Source organism: Vibrio sp. QJM3NY_21 (assembly GCF_057785975.1).
In genome coordinates, this window is record NZ_CM173514.1 from 1,117,854 (window position 1) to 1,132,654 (window position 14,801).

15 protein-coding genes and 1 pseudogene are annotated in these 14,801 nt (G+C 44.8%); 11 read left to right on the plus strand and 5 right to left on the minus strand.

All coding sequences use genetic code 11. The annotated features are described in order from the left end of the window. Nucleotides 1-732: 732 nt before the first annotated feature. Genes AC3CID_RS20510 through AC3CID_RS20550 form a run of 9 tightly spaced genes read left to right on the plus strand, consistent with a single transcriptional unit; the run spans nt 733 to nt 7,633 of the window. Nucleotides 733-1,134: a hypothetical protein gene (locus tag AC3CID_RS20510; RefSeq protein WP_004730409.1), complete on the plus strand. Its 402-nt coding sequence runs from the start codon at nt 733-735 to the stop codon at nt 1,132-1,134. A gap of 1 nt (nt 1,135) precedes the next feature. Continuing rightward, nucleotides 1,136-1,906 (plus strand): F0F1 ATP synthase subunit A, encoded by a 771-nt coding sequence (gene atpB / locus AC3CID_RS20515; protein WP_208774916.1) that lies wholly within the window; start codon nt 1,136-1,138, stop codon nt 1,904-1,906. A 46-nt stretch (nt 1,907-1,952) separates the two neighbouring features. Then, on the plus strand, nt 1,953-2,189 hold the full coding sequence (gene atpE / locus AC3CID_RS20520; protein ID WP_004730405.1) for a F0F1 ATP synthase subunit C: 237 nt from the start codon (nt 1,953-1,955) through the stop codon (nt 2,187-2,189). 54 nt (nt 2,190-2,243) lie between these two features. After that, on the plus strand, nt 2,244-2,714 hold the full coding sequence (locus tag AC3CID_RS20525) for a F0F1 ATP synthase subunit B (protein ID WP_004730401.1): 471 nt from the start codon (nt 2,244-2,246) through the stop codon (nt 2,712-2,714). Between the two features lie 11 nt (nt 2,715-2,725). Continuing rightward, nucleotides 2,726-3,277 carry a F0F1 ATP synthase subunit delta gene (locus AC3CID_RS20530; RefSeq protein ID WP_004730398.1) on the plus strand — a complete coding sequence of 184 codons (552 nt, stop codon included), beginning with the start codon at nt 2,726-2,728 and terminating at the stop codon, nt 3,275-3,277. A gap of 9 nt (nt 3,278-3,286) precedes the next feature. Beyond that, the gene (atpA, locus tag AC3CID_RS20535) at nt 3,287-4,828 is read left to right on the plus strand and encodes a F0F1 ATP synthase subunit alpha (protein ID WP_009844932.1); all 1,542 of its coding nucleotides are present in this window, start codon (nt 3,287-3,289) and stop codon (nt 4,826-4,828) included. Between the two features lie 47 nt (nt 4,829-4,875). After that, complete coding sequence (gene atpG / locus AC3CID_RS20540; RefSeq protein WP_012600781.1) at nt 4,876-5,745, plus strand: F0F1 ATP synthase subunit gamma; 870 nt, start codon at nt 4,876-4,878, stop codon at nt 5,743-5,745. A 44-nt stretch (nt 5,746-5,789) separates the two neighbouring features. Then, a complete protein-coding gene (atpD, locus tag AC3CID_RS20545) occupies nt 5,790-7,175 on the plus strand; it encodes a F0F1 ATP synthase subunit beta (protein ID WP_004730394.1) in 1,386 nt (461 codons plus the stop codon). Between the two features lie 14 nt (nt 7,176-7,189). After that, entirely contained in the window at nt 7,190-7,633 is a 444-nt protein-coding gene (locus AC3CID_RS20550) for a F0F1 ATP synthase subunit epsilon (RefSeq protein ID WP_004730391.1), read from the plus strand. A gap of 161 nt (nt 7,634-7,794) precedes the next feature. Here AC3CID_RS20550 and AC3CID_RS20555 read toward each other — a convergent pair. After that, nucleotides 7,795-8,758 (minus strand): annotated as a pseudogene (locus AC3CID_RS20555) (nitrilase family protein). Nucleotides 8,759-8,863: 105 nt separating this feature from the next. Between AC3CID_RS20555 and AC3CID_RS20560 the strand changes: the two are divergent. Further along, nucleotides 8,864-9,751 (plus strand): LysR family transcriptional regulator, encoded by an 888-nt coding sequence (locus tag AC3CID_RS20560; RefSeq protein ID WP_488527348.1) that lies wholly within the window; start codon nt 8,864-8,866, stop codon nt 9,749-9,751. Between the two features lie 73 nt (nt 9,752-9,824). On the opposite strand, the gene AC3CID_RS20565 is transcribed toward AC3CID_RS20560, so the two are convergent. The 4 genes from AC3CID_RS20565 to hisD all read right to left on the minus strand — a co-directional run bounded on the left by AC3CID_RS20565 (nt 9,825) and on the right by hisD (nt 13,673). Next, a complete protein-coding gene (locus tag AC3CID_RS20565; protein ID WP_488527999.1) occupies nt 9,825-10,547 on the minus strand; it encodes an alpha/beta fold hydrolase in 723 nt (240 codons plus the stop codon). Nucleotides 10,548-10,558: 11 nt separating this feature from the next. Continuing rightward, nucleotides 10,559-11,554 carry a cupin domain-containing protein gene (locus AC3CID_RS20570; RefSeq protein ID WP_017111911.1) on the minus strand — a complete coding sequence of 332 codons (996 nt, stop codon included), beginning with the start codon at nt 11,552-11,554 and terminating at the stop codon, nt 10,559-10,561. Between the two features lie 90 nt (nt 11,555-11,644). Then, a complete protein-coding gene (locus tag AC3CID_RS20575) occupies nt 11,645-12,379 on the minus strand; it encodes an SDR family NAD(P)-dependent oxidoreductase (RefSeq protein ID WP_488527349.1) in 735 nt (244 codons plus the stop codon). Nucleotide 12,380: 1 nt separating this feature from the next. After that, complete coding sequence (gene hisD, locus AC3CID_RS20580; protein WP_488527350.1) at nt 12,381-13,673, minus strand: histidinol dehydrogenase; 1,293 nt, start codon at nt 13,671-13,673, stop codon at nt 12,381-12,383. A gap of 324 nt (nt 13,674-13,997) precedes the next feature. On the opposite strand from hisD, the gene AC3CID_RS20585 reads away from it, so the two are divergent. Next, entirely contained in the window at nt 13,998-14,747 is a 750-nt protein-coding gene (locus AC3CID_RS20585; protein WP_488527351.1) for an HpcH/HpaI aldolase family protein, read from the plus strand. Nucleotides 14,748-14,801 lie beyond the last annotated feature (54 nt).

Sequence of the window (14,801 nt, forward strand, 5' to 3'; positions counted from 1 at the left end):
AATTAACCCGAACTTTCCATCTGCACGTACGTTTCCTCGCCCTCATCATTGACCCTAGATCTTGTTGCATCAGCGGTTGGACGCTGAATTTTTCATCAAATTTTCATCTTGAACCCGGTGCTGGGCGTGTTGATTCGCGTTCCAATACATCAATAATGAAAATATGATAACGATATTAAAAAAAATCAGCTTAATGATAAGGAGCACCATACTGCTATTTCACTACACAAACGAAACCTTCCAATATCAACAAAATCTTGGTTATACCCCGCTTCGAATACCAACCCGTCATCACATTTAGAAAAGACTCTAAGTCATTGAATATGCTTAATTGATAACGTCATATCTTAATATTTTTTCTCTCTAATTTTCTGGGTGAAACCTCCCTTTTCTCGCTATAAACAAAGCATTTTAAATATTCATGGATTTAATAATAGAACTATTACTTTCATAAATGGAAAACACTCATTTCAAAAATGGAATTATTGATGCCGATATTTGTCGTTTTGATCACATAATTTTAGGCGTAGTTTATATTTTGTCGAAACGATAGCGAGTCAGTTTATTTCGTTTAATTTCGTCAGGAGATATAAAGCCAGAAAGATTATTTCTTTGTTAACAAGTAAAGGTTTATTAACAAGTCAAATTGCTATTAACAAGTAAGTGCTAGTAACAAAACATATTCAAACTGTGTTTTATATTAACTTACACTGTTAAATATAGGGTTTTATTATGAGGCTTAATGGGATAAGTAGCGACATCCTTGTTGCTGCTAAAAGAGTTGTTCTCTGCCAAATAGTATTAGCCGTCGGTGTAGTTTTATATGAAGTGTTTTTTGGTAATAAAGTAGATATGGAGTCTTCAGCTTTGGGTGTCGTAATCGCGATGTTACCACCGCTGTTTGGTTTTATATATGCAAGCCTTAAGGTGCACAAGAACCCTAATTATAGTTTACGTGACTTAATGCAAATGAGTCGTGTCGTGAAAATAACCTATACGTTCTTAATGTTTATCTTGGCATTCCAGTTTTTTAAATTGGATAACCCAGTAATATTATACGCGTATATTTTCACAATGATTGGGTACTTCTTAACACCATTTATTACTGCCTCTACAAGATCGGAGTACGTGTAGTATGGATCAAGTCACTACCGCTCACGAATACATAGAGCATCACTTAACCTTCTTAACTACAGGTGATGGTTTCTGGGCGTTCAACATTGACTCAATGTTGGTATCTTGGATCACGGGTTTACTGTTTATTGGAGCTTTTCGATATGTAGTGACCAAGGGCACTAGCGGTGTTCCAGGTCGTTTTCAATGTTTTATCGAGCTTATCTTTGATTTCGTTAACAACCTAGTCAAAGAGATTTTTCAAGCGGAGGATAAATTAATAGGGCCACTGGCATTAACCACTTTTGTTTGGGTGTTGTTAATGAATGCAGTCGACCTATTGCCTATAGATTTAATACCAGGGTTAACTCGTGTAATGGGTTTAGAGCACTTTAGAGACCTACCGACAGCGGATGTAAATATCCCAATGTCGATGGCACTCGGTGTGTTTATTTTATTGTTAACTTATACGTTTAAAAATAAAGGTTTGAAAGGCTTTATCAAAGAGCTAACTACTCAGCCATTTGATAACCCTCTTTTATATCCTGTTAACTTTGCTCTTGAATTAATAACATTAATTTCAAAGCCAATATCGCTAGGCTTACGATTATTCGGAAATATGTATGCAGGCGAGATGATATTCATCCTTATCGCACTAATGCCTTGGTGGATGCAATGGGCACTAAGTGTTCCATGGGCCTTATTCCACATATTAATCGTATTCTTGCAAGCATTTATATTTATGGTACTGACCGTTGTTTATTTAGCAATGGCAACAGAAGAACACCATTAATTAATAACTAAAAAATTAACTAACAAATTATTTATCGGAGATACAAATGGATATCGTAAGCGCAGTTTTATATGTAGCAGGTGCATTACTGATCGGTTTAGGTGCAGCGGGTGCAGCATCTGGTATTGGTAACTTAGCAGGTAAATACCTTGAAGGTGTTGCTCGTCAACCAGACCTTACTCCAATGCTTCGTACTCAATTCTTCATCATGATGGGCCTTGTTGATGCTGTACCGATGATCGGTGTTGGTATCGGTCTATACATCATCTTTGCCGTGGCTTAATTAGAAGCTTTGAAAAGATCGATTTGTAAATAATCAAGATTTAGTGAGGAAGGTATGAACTTAAATGCCAGCATGTTTGGTCAAGCAATCTCATTCGTGATTTTTGTTTGGCTATGCATGAAATATGTATGGCCCCCTCTCACCGCGATGTTAGACGAGCGCCAAAAAGAAATCGCTGATGGTTTACGCCACTCAGAGAATGCAGCGAAAGAGCTAGAACTAGCAAAATCAAATGGCGCACAACTCGTCGCAGATGCGAAAAAGAATGTGACCGAACTGATTGAGCAAGGCAAGAAACGCCGCAACGAAATCATCACCTTAGCTCACCAAGAAGGCGAGCAAGAAAAGGCACGCATCTTAGAACAAGGTAGAGCTGAGCTAGAAGGCGAACGTCAAAAGTTACGCCGTGAACTTCAGGCGGATATGGCAGACGCTGTTATTCAAAGTGCACAGAAATTGATCAGCAAGAACCTAGATTCTGAAACGAACCGAGCGTTAGTTGATCAAATGATAAGCGAACTCTAAACGGAGGCAATATGTCAGATTACACCAATATTGCTCATCCCTACGCTAAAGCATCGTTCGACTTTGCTTTGGGTGAAAACAAGTTACAAGAGTGGCACTCAATGTTGTCCATTCTTGTGACGGTAGCGGAAGAAGAAACGATCGCTAAGCAGATTTCATCAGCAGAAGGTGTTCATACACAGCAATCTGAAGAACTGGTCAATCTCATCATTCACGTTTGCCAAGGACTCGTTGATGACCACGTCATTAATCTCATTAAAGTCTTGGCTGAGAATGGCCGTCTTGCAGTGATAAGAGACTTGTTTAACTTGTTCAGCGACCTAAAGGACGAACATGAACGTGTAATCCCTGTCACTGTCACCAGTTCAGAATTGCTTACACAAGATCAAGTTACATCACTCACTGCTGCACTTGAGAAGAAATTAGAGCGTCAGGTTGAAATGGAACAGGTTATTGATGACTCGCTGGTTGGCGGGATCGTAATCAAGGCGGGTGAAACCGTCATCGATGGTTCTTTGAACACATCAATTAGCCGATTAGCTCATCAACTTCACGCGAGATAGGTAACAATTATGCAATTAAATTCAAACGAAATCAGCGACCTGATTAAAGATCGCATCTCGAAGTTTAATGTGAGCACCGAAGCTCGCAACGAAGGCACCATAGTTTCGGTTCGTGATGGCATCATTACCATTAACGGCCTTGCGGATGTCATGCAGGGTGAGATGATCGAGCTTCCAGGTGGCAAGTACGCTCTTGCACTTAACCTTGACACGCACTCAGTCGGTGCCGTAGTTATGGGCCCCTACACTGACCTATCTGAAGGTATGAAAGTGAAAGGTACTGGCCGTATCTTGGAAGTGCCTGTCGGTAACGGACTGCTTGGCCGTGTAGTGAACACATTAGGCGAGCCAATCGATGGCAAAGGCCCAGTGAGTTGTGACCGACTCGACCCTGTAGAAGTAATTGCACCCGGCGTAATCGAGCGTAAGTCCGTCGATCAGCCAATTCAAACCGGTTATAAAGCCGTTGATACTATGGTGCCTATCGGCCGTGGTCAACGTGAACTTATCATCGGTGACCGTCAGACGGGTAAAACAGCATTAGCTATCGATGCGATCATCAATCAGAAAGATTCTGGCATCAAATGTGTATATGTGGCTATTGGCCAGAAAGCCTCCACTATCGCAAACGTTGTTCGTAAACTCGAAGACCATGATGCGCTTAAAAATACCATCGTTGTTGTGGCGTCAGCATCAGAATCAGCCGCGCTTCAATACCTAGCACCCTATGCAGGTTGCACAATGGGCGAATACTTCCGTGACCGCGGTGAAGATGCACTGATCATCTATGATGACCTATCAAAGCAAGCCGTCGCTTACCGTCAAATCTCATTGCTACTTAAGCGTCCACCGGGTCGTGAAGCCTTCCCTGGCGACGTATTCTACCTCCACTCACGCCTACTAGAACGTGCAGCACGAGTGAATGCGGAATACGTTGAGAAATTCACGAACGGTGAAGTAAAAGGCCAAACAGGCTCATTAACCGCGCTTCCTATCATTGAAACTCAAGCGGGTGACGTATCTGCGTTTGTACCAACCAACGTAATCTCAATTACTGATGGTCAGGTTTTCCTACAAACCCAACTGTTCAACTCAGGCCTACGTCCTGCAGTTGACCCAGGTATCTCGGTATCTCGTGTGGGTGGCGCGGCTCAGTGCAAGATCATCAAGAAACTGTCTGGTGGTATCCGTACATCATTAGCTCAATACCGCGAATTAGCCGCATTTGCTCAGTTCTCTTCTGACTTAGATGACATGACTCGTAAGCAGCTTGACCATGGTGAGCGTGTAACCGAACTGATGAAACAAAAGCAATACTCTCCAATGTCTGTCGCTGAGCAAGCAACGGTTATCTACGCAGCAGAAAAAGGCTATTTGGCTGACGTAGAGTTGAACAAGATTGCGCGTTTTGAAGAAGAATTGATTGCTTACGCGAAAGGTCAAAACCCAGAGTTGTTCGACACCATCAACGCTAATGGTGACTACAACGATGAAATTGATGGCGCTCTTGCAAAGCTTCTCGGTGACTTTGTAGCGTTGAAAGCTTGGTAAACGCTCCGGTTTGTTGGCTGGAAATCAAAACAAATTAGGAGCAGATAATGGCAAATACTAAAGAAATTCGCACCAAGATAGGCAGTGTTAGTAACACTCAGAAAATCACCAGTGCAATGGAGATGGTTGCGGCAAGTAAGATGCGTAAAGTTCAAGACAATATGACGCTAACACGTCCATATGCCGAGAACATGCGTAAAGTTATCTCTCATGTCGCATCAGGGTCGCTGGAATACCAGCACCCCTACCTTCAACAGCGTGAACCAAAACGCGTTGCTTACATCATTATTTCGTCCGATCGAGGCTTATGTGGTGGCTTGAACTCGAACTTGTTCAAGAAAGTGTTAGAAGAAATGGAGATGTGGCGTACCAAAGGCGTTGAAGTAGAAACGACCCTAATTGGTTCAAAAGCTATCTCATTTTTCCAACGCAGCGGCAATGTTATCGCGCAAACGTCAGGTCTTGGTGACGCGCCTAAATTAGAAGACATCTTAGGTACAGTTAACGCGATGCTAGGGCATTACGACGACGAAAAAATCGACAGTTTGTATCTCGTGTATAACCAGTTCATCAACACCATGGTTCAAGAACCAACGACCTTGCAGTTGCTGCCCCACCCTTCAGACTCTGAGGCCGATGGAGGTGCGAAAAAAGCACGTCGTTGGGACTACATCTATGAACAAGCACCAAGAGACATCCTCTCTGAGCTGTTACATCGATACATTGAATCACAAGTGTATCAAGGCATCGTAGAGAGCATTGCCTGTGAGCAAGCAGCCCGAATGGTGGCCATGAAAGCGGCGACCGATAACGCAGGCCAACTCATCGATGATTTGCAGTTGGTATACAACAAAGCGCGACAGGCTGCCATTACCCAAGAACTGAGTGAAATAGTCTCAGGAGCTCAAGCTGTCTAAGGGCAGAAAAGAGTGGGTTAAGAATAGAATTTGAGGATTTAGAGATGAGTGTTGGAAAAATAGTTAAAGTTATCGGCGCGGTGGTAGACGTCGAGTTCAGCGGCGGCAACAGCCCACGCGTTTATGATGCATTGAAAGTGACGAGCGAGGAAGCAAGCTCTCTCGTATTGGAAGTTCAGCAACAACTGGGTGGCAGTATCGTTCGTTGTATTGCAATGGGTACGTCAGATGGCTTGCGCCGCGGCCTAACTGTTGAAAACACAGGTTCTCCGATCACCGTTCCTGTGGGCGAAGAAACCTTAGGCCGTATCATGAACGTTCTTGGTCAGCCTATTGATGAATGTGGTGAAATCGGCCAGAAAGAAAGCTACGAAATTCACCGTGAAGCACCCTCTTATGAAGAGCAAGCAAACAGTACTGAACTTCTAGAAACAGGCGTTAAAGTTATCGACCTTATTTGTCCGTTCGCAAAGGGCGGTAAAATCGGTCTGTTTGGTGGTGCTGGCGTAGGTAAAACCGTCAACATGATGGAGCTTATCAACAACATCGCAAAAGCCCACTCAGGTCTCTCTGTATTTACCGGTGTTGGTGAGCGTACTCGTGAAGGTAACGACTTCTACTACGAGATGAAAGAAGCGGGTGTACTAGACAAAGTAGCCATGGTTTACGGCCAAATGAACGAGCCACCGGGAAACCGTCTGCGTGTTGCACTGACAGGCCTGACTATGGCTGAGCGCTTCCGTGATGAAGGTCGTGACGTACTGTTGTTCATTGATAACATCTACCGTTACACGCTTGCGGGAACAGAAGTATCGGCACTGCTAGGTCGTATGCCTTCAGCAGTAGGTTACCAACCAACGCTGGCTGAAGAGATGGGTGTTCTACAAGAACGTATCACATCAACCAGACAAGGTTCGATCACGTCTATTCAAGCGGTATACGTACCTGCGGATGACTTGACCGATCCATCGCCAGCAACAACCTTTGCTCACTTAGATGCAACCGTTGTACTGTCGCGTAACATCGCGGCATTGGGCCTCTACCCTGCAATCGACCCATTGGATTCGACCTCTCGCCAATTGGACCCGCTTGTGGTTGGCCAAGAGCACTACGACATTGCACAAAAAGTCCAAACAACGCTGCAACGCTACAAAGAGCTAAAGGACATCATCGCGATTCTTGGTATGGATGAGCTGTCTACTGAAGACAAACAGACCGTATCTCGCGCTCGTAAGATTGAACGTTTCTTAACTCAGCCTTACCATGTAGCCGAAGTGTTTACCGGTCAGAAAGGTGTATTTGTACCGCTAAGCGAAACACTAAGAGGCTTTAAAGGCCTGTTAGGCGGCGAATATGACGATATCCCAGAGCAAGCATTCTTGTATTGTGGTTCTATCGACGAAGTGCTTAACAAAGCAAAATCACTCTAAGAGGCAGGTGCACCATGGCTATCGGAATTACAGATAATACATTTCAACTTAATATTGTAAGTGCGGAAGGTACGCTGTTTTCAGGTCCAGCGTATGCCCTAGCCGTTTCTGGCGCTGATGGTGAGCTGGGGATCCGCCCCGGTCACTCCCCGCTTCTCAGTAAGATCAAGCCGGGCGTAACAGTGTTTGTCACAGACCCTAAATCAGAGGGACAAGTGCTGTATGTCTCTGGTGGCATGCTCGAAGTTCAGCCGGATGTGGTAACGGTTTTAGCCGATACCGCCCTGCACGGCCAAGATATTGACCGCGCTCGCGCAGAAGAAGCGAAATACGCAGCTCTAGAGAATATCAATAAGGGCAATGTAGACATCAACTTTGCACAAGCTCAGCTTGAACTCGCAAAAGCCGTTGCCCAGCTTCGCGCATCAGAACTGACGTCTTCTCGCACTCGGCACTGAGAATAGAACTTAGATGCTGGTGCTAGATGTTTAGTGCTTAGTGTTTGATGTGTAAATAGTCTACCCACTTAAAAACAGTTCAAGTGGGTAGACTACATCAAGAACCCTTCTCTCCCTTTCAACCGTCCCTAGTGCATCCTTTTTCACCAGCGCTTACTCCATTACTTCTCTGCAAAACGCGCTTGGTGCGGATCAAGTTCATGACCAAGAGGCTGTGTAAGTGAATGATAAAGCTCTGGCTTACGACCACGAATCCAGCGTCTACCCGTACACATATCTAACTCTTCTGCTTTTAGCTCTGTAATCACCATATCGTTATCAACACTATCGGTCTCAGCAATGATTTCACCGTAAGGGCTCAAGATCATCGCGTTGCCTGTCCTCACTTCGTCCATATCAACACCTACACCATTACTGAACACCACAAAGAGGCCGTTATCGTGCGCTCTTGCAGGCAGCCAACGCATTAGCCACTCGCGACCATTCTTGCCCTGCATCTCAGCACGAATCGCTTCCGGGTTTTCATCTCGCTTAAACCATAACTCTGGGTCAATTCGTTTCATCGCGTTCGGGCTGCGTGATTGGCAACCGCCCGTCTGATGTGGCGCAATCAAATATGTCAGCCCCTTTCAAAGCGGTAATTCGTACGTTCTCGACCAAGTTGTTATCCCAACAAATCAAGATGCCGACTTTGCAACCATGCGGCGTATCGAACACCGTGTATTGGTCTCCGCTACTCATGTGTGGGCTAACGAAGGTGTGCAGTTTACGATGTTTCTGCACCTCGCCATTGGGCATAGCAAATACGTAGGTGTTGTATAGTTCGTCATCGGTGCCCTGCTCTATCAAACCCGCGCCAACACTCATGCCAAATTGTGTTGCTAGCGAAACGAGTTTTTGAGTCGATTCACCGCTCGGTACAGGTTCTGCTAAAGCTTCAATATCCCCCCGCGACAAAGCAGACACATGCCAATAACCGGTGATGCACATCTCTGGGAAGCTGATGATCTCTACGCCACTGTCCGCAGCCTTTTGAACGTATTGCTCTATAACCGATAAGTTATACGCCTTATCACCTGCATGGTGGTTGAATTGAACCGACGCTACTTTGATGTCTCTCTTCATTATTCGCCCTCAAACTTGTCTTTATCGAATTGGTATGAGCTCAGTATAAAAAATCGATTCAATTCCATATAATGAAAGATATTCTTAGTTCAATGAGCATTTGGAATGGAATTTGATTTACTGAAGGCATTCTGCCAGTTGGCCAAATCGGGCAATTACCGTTTGGCGTCAGAACAGCTCTACATTACTCAATCGGCCCTCACTAAAAAGATTCAACGACTTGAATCCAATATTGGGGCGTCTCTGTTTTCTCGTGGTAGGAATGGCGCAGAGCTAACGCATGCAGGCAAAACGTTACTGGCAGAAGCCCAACGTTTGGTTCATTCAATGCAAGCGTTTGAGCAGCTTTCAGGCTCTGTGGTGAACGGAACTCAGGGACATTTGAACATTGGCTTTGGTGTGTCCACTTATCATGAAGCGCCCAAGCTTATTGCGGCTTATAAACAGCAATATCCAGAGGTTCACGTCACCTTAAATGACACACCATCTAAGCAACAGACGAATGAGTTATTGAGCCATGAACTCGATATCAGCTTCAATCGAATACCCGACTCCACGGATTTAAAGAGCCTAACCCTATTCAATGATTCCCTTGTAATAGCAGTACACAAAGATCTTCTCAAGCAAGCGCCGAGCAAAGATCAGATTACCTCTGAGTTAGCGAAATGGCCTTATCTAAAGCTCGCCCAACATCGTGGCCCCGGACTAGACAAGCAGATCCAACAATATTGCCTCGCCAATAAAATCGACCTATCCAAGGCACAAGAAGCCGATGATATTCTCACCCTACTTGCCTTGGTTTCTGCCAATATCGGTTTCACCATTGTACCCAGCAGTGCGCAGTTCATTAGCAATACCGATGTGGAATTCATTACTTTAGAAGGTGAATACGCCACTTGGCCTGTCGAGTTGATATGGAATGGGAAGAGTGAAAATCCACTCCGAGATCGATTTGTGGAGTTTGTGACCCAACAGATGGGAAATGAATCATGAGTCAACAAAGGTGTTTCATGTTTAAGTAGAGTGACAAGACACTCTACTCATGAAAACCTGCTTCTGCCGTTAACTATAAAGGTTCAGGCAGACTTGCTTCGATCCAGCTACAAATATGACGAGCGACCACCTTAGGCTGTTCCATTGTCGATAGGTGGCCACAATCAGGAATGACATGGAGTGATACCTGCTTGATGTGTTTTGCCATTAATAAATGGTTATCTATCGGACACAACAGATCGTCTTTACCTGTGATTATCAGAGTAGGAACCCGAATATCACTGAGTAACGGCCTCGCATCAGGGCGAGCTGCTAATGCTTGAGCATGCGCTTCAAACCGTTCAACACCAATGTTGTTCGCCATTTGAGTGACTCTCTGAGTCAGTTCTTGATTCGCTAGCTGATTAGGGTGAATGAGCACTGGCATCAAAATATCAGGCGTTATTGACTCAAACTCTCCTGCTTTTGCTTTATCTACCAGAGCATTTCTTTTTTCAGAAACCTCCGATTTTTCATCAGCCGCATTGGTATCCATTAAGATCAAGCCTTTCACCCGCTCAGGAGCTTGTCTAAACACTTCAAACGCTAGAATTCCGCCCATGGATAATCCACCGAGAACAAAGCTTTCAGGGGCATTTTCTAAGACCTTACTTGCCAAAGCTTGCATGGATGTTTGCGTTCCTAAGTCACAAGTAAAAGGAGCCACCCAGTTGGGCAGCTCTTTATTGACGTCTTGGAACAACGTTTCATCACACAACAAACCAGGTAGCCATAATAGTGGTACTTCTGGTTTCATCATTCGTTATCCTACAAAGCTTGTGGCTGGTCAGAACCAAGAACGACGTAAGTAAAGCTAGTCCCTCGTAGGTTTTCAAGGCTGTATGACGCACCATCTGGAACACTGAACACATCACCGGTGGTCAGGACGACTTGCGCTTGCTCGCCGTCTTGAACGATGTTTAACAAGGTGTCACCTTCAAAGTTAATCAGCACCTGCTTCTCACTGCGTTTGTGTACTGGGATGCTCGCCCCTTCAGTCAGTTCATAGGCCATGATACTGACGTCATCTACGCTTTTAACTTGGAAGTCATAGCCAGATGATGGGTGTCCTGTTAATGCAAACTGCTTAACACCCGGCTTATCAAAATCACCCGACACTTCTCGGTAATCTTTTTTCAGCGCAACAAACGGCATCATCTGCTCAGCGGTGTAAGTATCAAATTGGCTCAACTCTTCTTCTGTTAACAGTGGCATCAGATCAGAGTCATTTGGAACGGCATCACCGTCAATGGTATCAACCAGTGTGCCGTCTGCTTTCAGGTATAAACCGTAACCTTGGCTATCGGTAATCACACTCGGGTGCCAAACCACGCCACCACCGGAATTATCACCACCTAACACAGAATACATAAAGCCGTAATCGCGCCCTACCACCTCAAAACCTCTGAAAAGGTTAGTAGGAATAGAGATAACATCACCATGCGACAACACAGCTTCATTTTCACCCTCATTGCCCCAATAAAATCTGAATTGACCTTTGAAGACAACGAACAGTTCTGCGGTATGGTGTGAGTGCAGAGAGTTCTTGATACCCGGAGGCTGACCAGCTGCACCGATGTTAAAACCAGCCGTTTCACGAATATGAACATGCTGACGACTGCTTTCCGCGACTCCTGCACCAATAATGCAGAAGTTATCTTTTAGATCGCTGCCTGGAGTGCGCGCATCGATGAATGCACTCGTACCAGGAATCAGTTCCATGTAGCGGACTAAATTGTTATTAATTTTATGTTGTAGGGTCATTCCAAATTCCTTCTTACCTAACCTACGCTCTAGTTAATTCCCCCCAAAGCGCTGATGTTAGATGCGTAAGCCGCGAACCGCAGCTTTACATTAATTACCTAACGGCCTGCCACCATCGACTGCAATGGTGTTACCGGTTGAAAATGTCAGTAGTTCTGCTGCTGCATAAACGGCATTCGCAACCTCGAGATCACTCGCTAATCGTTTTAGCGGTGTTGATTGCTCTTGCGCGTTACGCCACTCATCATCGAGACCTTTGACAAATTCGGTGTCCACTAGGCCTGGAGCCACTGCAAGTACTCGAATATCAGGAGACAAGGCACGCGCTAAAGATCGCGTCATATTCTCAACTGCAGACTTACTCGCGCAGTAAGCCACGTTACTGCCCATTGCCGTTTGTGCCGCAATTGAAGTGATGTTCACCACGCAACCTCTAGCGCTACGAAGTAAAGGTTCGAATGCACGTACCATTGCGAATGGAGCTCGCACATTTACACGGAAGATTTTATCTATTAGCTCATCATTGAGTGACTCTAAATCACTGTGCGCGACAAACTTGGTCATGCCTGCACAGTTCACTAACAAGTCTAAAGAAGTTGACGACTCTTTCACTTGTTCGGCTAATGCACCAATTGCGGAACTGTCTTCAACATTCAGTTGATACATAGCGTGGCCTGAGCCTTCCAAGGTATCTAAGATCGTTTGAGCTGCGCTTTCGTTGCTGTTGTAGGTAAACACAACACGGTAGCCAGATTGCGCGAGCTTGTGACATATGGCGGCACCAATGCCGCCACTGCCGCCTGTAACTAAGGCGAGTTTCGTCATGTTATGCCTCTACCAATTTTTCTTTGTAACGACGAACACGAATATCGGCTTGCTCTTTATGGCCAGCGAAACCTTCTAATGCACATAAGCGAGAGCAGTATTCACCGACTTTCAACGACGCTGATTCTGTTACACGCTGGTAAGTACACGTTTTAATGAATTTACCGACCCAAAGACCGCCCGTGTAACGCGCTGCTTTATTCGTTGGCAAAGTGTGGTTAGTGCCGATGCATTTATCACCGTAAGAAACATTAGTCTCACGACCTAAGAACAACGCACCGTAGTTCGTCATGTTGTCTAAGAAGTACTTAGGATCTTTTGTCATAACTTGTACGTGCTCAGAAGCAAGATCATCGGCCACTTCAACCATCTCTTCATAGCTGTCACACAGGATAACTTGTCCGTAATTTTCCCAAGCCTTACCTGCAATTTCAGCAGTAGGAAGAATAGTCAGCTGACGCTCAACTTCTTTTACCGTCTCTTCTGCAAATGTTTCACTGTTCGTCAAAAGAACAGCTGGAGAGTTATAACCGTGCTCAGCCTGACCCAATAGATCCGCTGCTGCTAATTCAGGGTCACAACCCTCTTCATCAGCAATAACCAATGTTTCTGTTGGACCAGCAAACAAATCGATACCAACACGACCGAACAGTTGGCGTTTTGCTTCTGCAACAAAAGCATTACCTGGACCAACAATCATGTCGACAGGGGCAATCGTCTCGGTACCAAGAGCCATCGCCCCAACCGCTTGAACGCCACCGAAGCAGTAAATTTCGTCTGCACCCGCCATCGCCATCGCCGCAACAATCGCTACATTTGGTTGACCATTAAAAGGAGGAGCGCAAGCAATAACGCGTTTTACACCAGCGACTTTTGCAGTAAGAACACTCATGTGCGCAGAGGCTACCAATGGGTATTTACCACCTGGGATGTAACAACCAACACTGTTTACCGGAACATTTTTGTGCCCTAGTACCACACCTGGCATCGTTTCAACTTCAACATCGTGCATTGAGTCACGTTGGATCTGTGCGAAGTTACGTACTTGTGCTTGTGCGAATTCAATATCGTGCTTGGTTGATTCATCCAGTGCGTCCACACATGCCTGAATTTGCTCATCTGTTAAACGAAACTGCTCCGGAGACCAGTTATCAAATTTCTCTGAAAGTTCACGAACTGCACTGTCACCTTTCTTTTCGATGTCAGAAAGAATGTTCTCAACCGTTTGACGTACTTGCGCGTTGTTTGATGCTGATGCTTCTTCAGTGATGCCGTGTTTTAGAATGCGAGCCATGCGTAATTCTCCTTGTGGCGTATGCCGAGTTTTTGTTAATTGCTATTAATTTCAGAGGTTATTTTTTGTTTCTGTATACTTTTGGATACGAATGCAAAATAAACATAAACATTTTTTTAACACTTGGCAAATCACTATTTAACATGAGCGAATAATTACTAAGCGCCTGTTTTAATAAGTTAAAATCATAAAAATAGACTAGATCACGACATGACACGTTTGAAAAACAATCAATTAATGCCATATTGATCACATTGTTTTTACTCTTTTTTTACAACAACACATGTTAAGTTTTGCATACCTTTGCAATGGAGAGTAAAACAAATGGAAAACTTCAAAGACATACTGAAAAACACAGACCGACTCGGAACGTTCGTCAAAACCCCCCATCCACACATCATCGAGGTGCTTGCATTAGCTGAGCTGCCTTTCGTTGTTTTGGATGCTGAGCACGCACCGTTTGATCGTTCATCATTGGATAGCTGTATTCTTGCCGCTCGAGCCAATCAACTGCCCTGCATAGTTCGGGTTCAAGATAGCCAGCCATCAACCTTATTGAATGCTTTAGATTGTGGTGCGACGGGCATTCAAATCCCTCACGTGTGCAGTGCTGAACAAGCTGAGAAGCTAGTAAAGATGTCTCATTACGGGGAAGGAGGACGCGGCTATGCTGGTTCGAGTCGCGCTGCAAAATACGCAACGAAACCAATGGCTAACCACCTAAAAGACAGTAAGAACAACACCGTGGTGATCGCCCAAATTGAAGACCCAGAAGGCGTAATCAATGCCGATACCATTGCCGCTGTTGACGGTATCGATGCCCTGTTCATCGGCCAAGTAGACTTAGCCGTATCTTATGGCGCTGAGAGCGTAAATGACGAATGTGTTCGAGAAGCGAGCATAAAAATAATCAAAGCAGGTCAACAAGCTAACAAACCTGTAGGTATGTTTGTTGCGAATGCTCAAGCGGCTCGAAACTGGAAAGAGCTTGGAGTCAGTTTCTTTTGTGTGGGCTCTGAACACAAAATGATCATTGATGGCTTTCGAAATGAGCAAAGCGTCATGAATTCATAAATTTTCGTTGTGATTTCAAATGTTACACGTATTGTAATTATCAAACCGAGCTCA

Bases quoted from the DNA above. Each gene is read 5' to 3' on its own strand.
- AC3CID_RS20525 (WP_004730401.1), top strand. From the start codon at position 2,244: ATGAACTTAAATGCCAGCATGTTTGGTCAAGCAATCTCATTCGTGATT.
- atpE (WP_004730405.1), top strand. From the start codon at position 1,953: ATGGATATCGTAAGCGCAGTTTTATATGTAGCAGGTGCATTACTGATC.
- atpA (WP_009844932.1), top strand. From the start codon at position 3,287: ATGCAATTAAATTCAAACGAAATCAGCGACCTGATTAAAGATCGCATC.
- hisD (WP_488527350.1), bottom strand. From the start codon at position 13,673: ATGGCTCGCATTCTAAAACACGGCATCACTGAAGAAGCATCAGCATCA.
- AC3CID_RS20575 (WP_488527349.1), bottom strand. From the start codon at position 12,379: ATGACGAAACTCGCCTTAGTTACAGGCGGCAGTGGCGGCATTGGTGCC.
- atpD (WP_004730394.1), top strand. From the start codon at position 5,790: ATGAGTGTTGGAAAAATAGTTAAAGTTATCGGCGCGGTGGTAGACGTC.
- AC3CID_RS20565 (WP_488527999.1), bottom strand. From the start codon at position 10,547: ATGAAACCAGAAGTACCACTATTATGGCTACCTGGTTTGTTGTGTGAT.
- AC3CID_RS20585 (WP_488527351.1), top strand. From the start codon at position 13,998: ATGGAAAACTTCAAAGACATACTGAAAAACACAGACCGACTCGGAACG.
- AC3CID_RS20550 (WP_004730391.1), top strand. From the start codon at position 7,190: ATGGCTATCGGAATTACAGATAATACATTTCAACTTAATATTGTAAGT.
- atpG (WP_012600781.1), top strand. From the start codon at position 4,876: ATGGCAAATACTAAAGAAATTCGCACCAAGATAGGCAGTGTTAGTAAC.
- atpB (WP_208774916.1), top strand. From the start codon at position 1,136: ATGGATCAAGTCACTACCGCTCACGAATACATAGAGCATCACTTAACC.
- AC3CID_RS20530 (WP_004730398.1), top strand. From the start codon at position 2,726: ATGTCAGATTACACCAATATTGCTCATCCCTACGCTAAAGCATCGTTC.
- AC3CID_RS20560 (WP_488527348.1), top strand. From the start codon at position 8,864: ATGGAATTTGATTTACTGAAGGCATTCTGCCAGTTGGCCAAATCGGGC.
- AC3CID_RS20510 (WP_004730409.1), top strand. From the start codon at position 733: ATGAGGCTTAATGGGATAAGTAGCGACATCCTTGTTGCTGCTAAAAGA.
- AC3CID_RS20570 (WP_017111911.1), bottom strand. From the start codon at position 11,554: ATGACCCTACAACATAAAATTAATAACAATTTAGTCCGCTACATGGAA.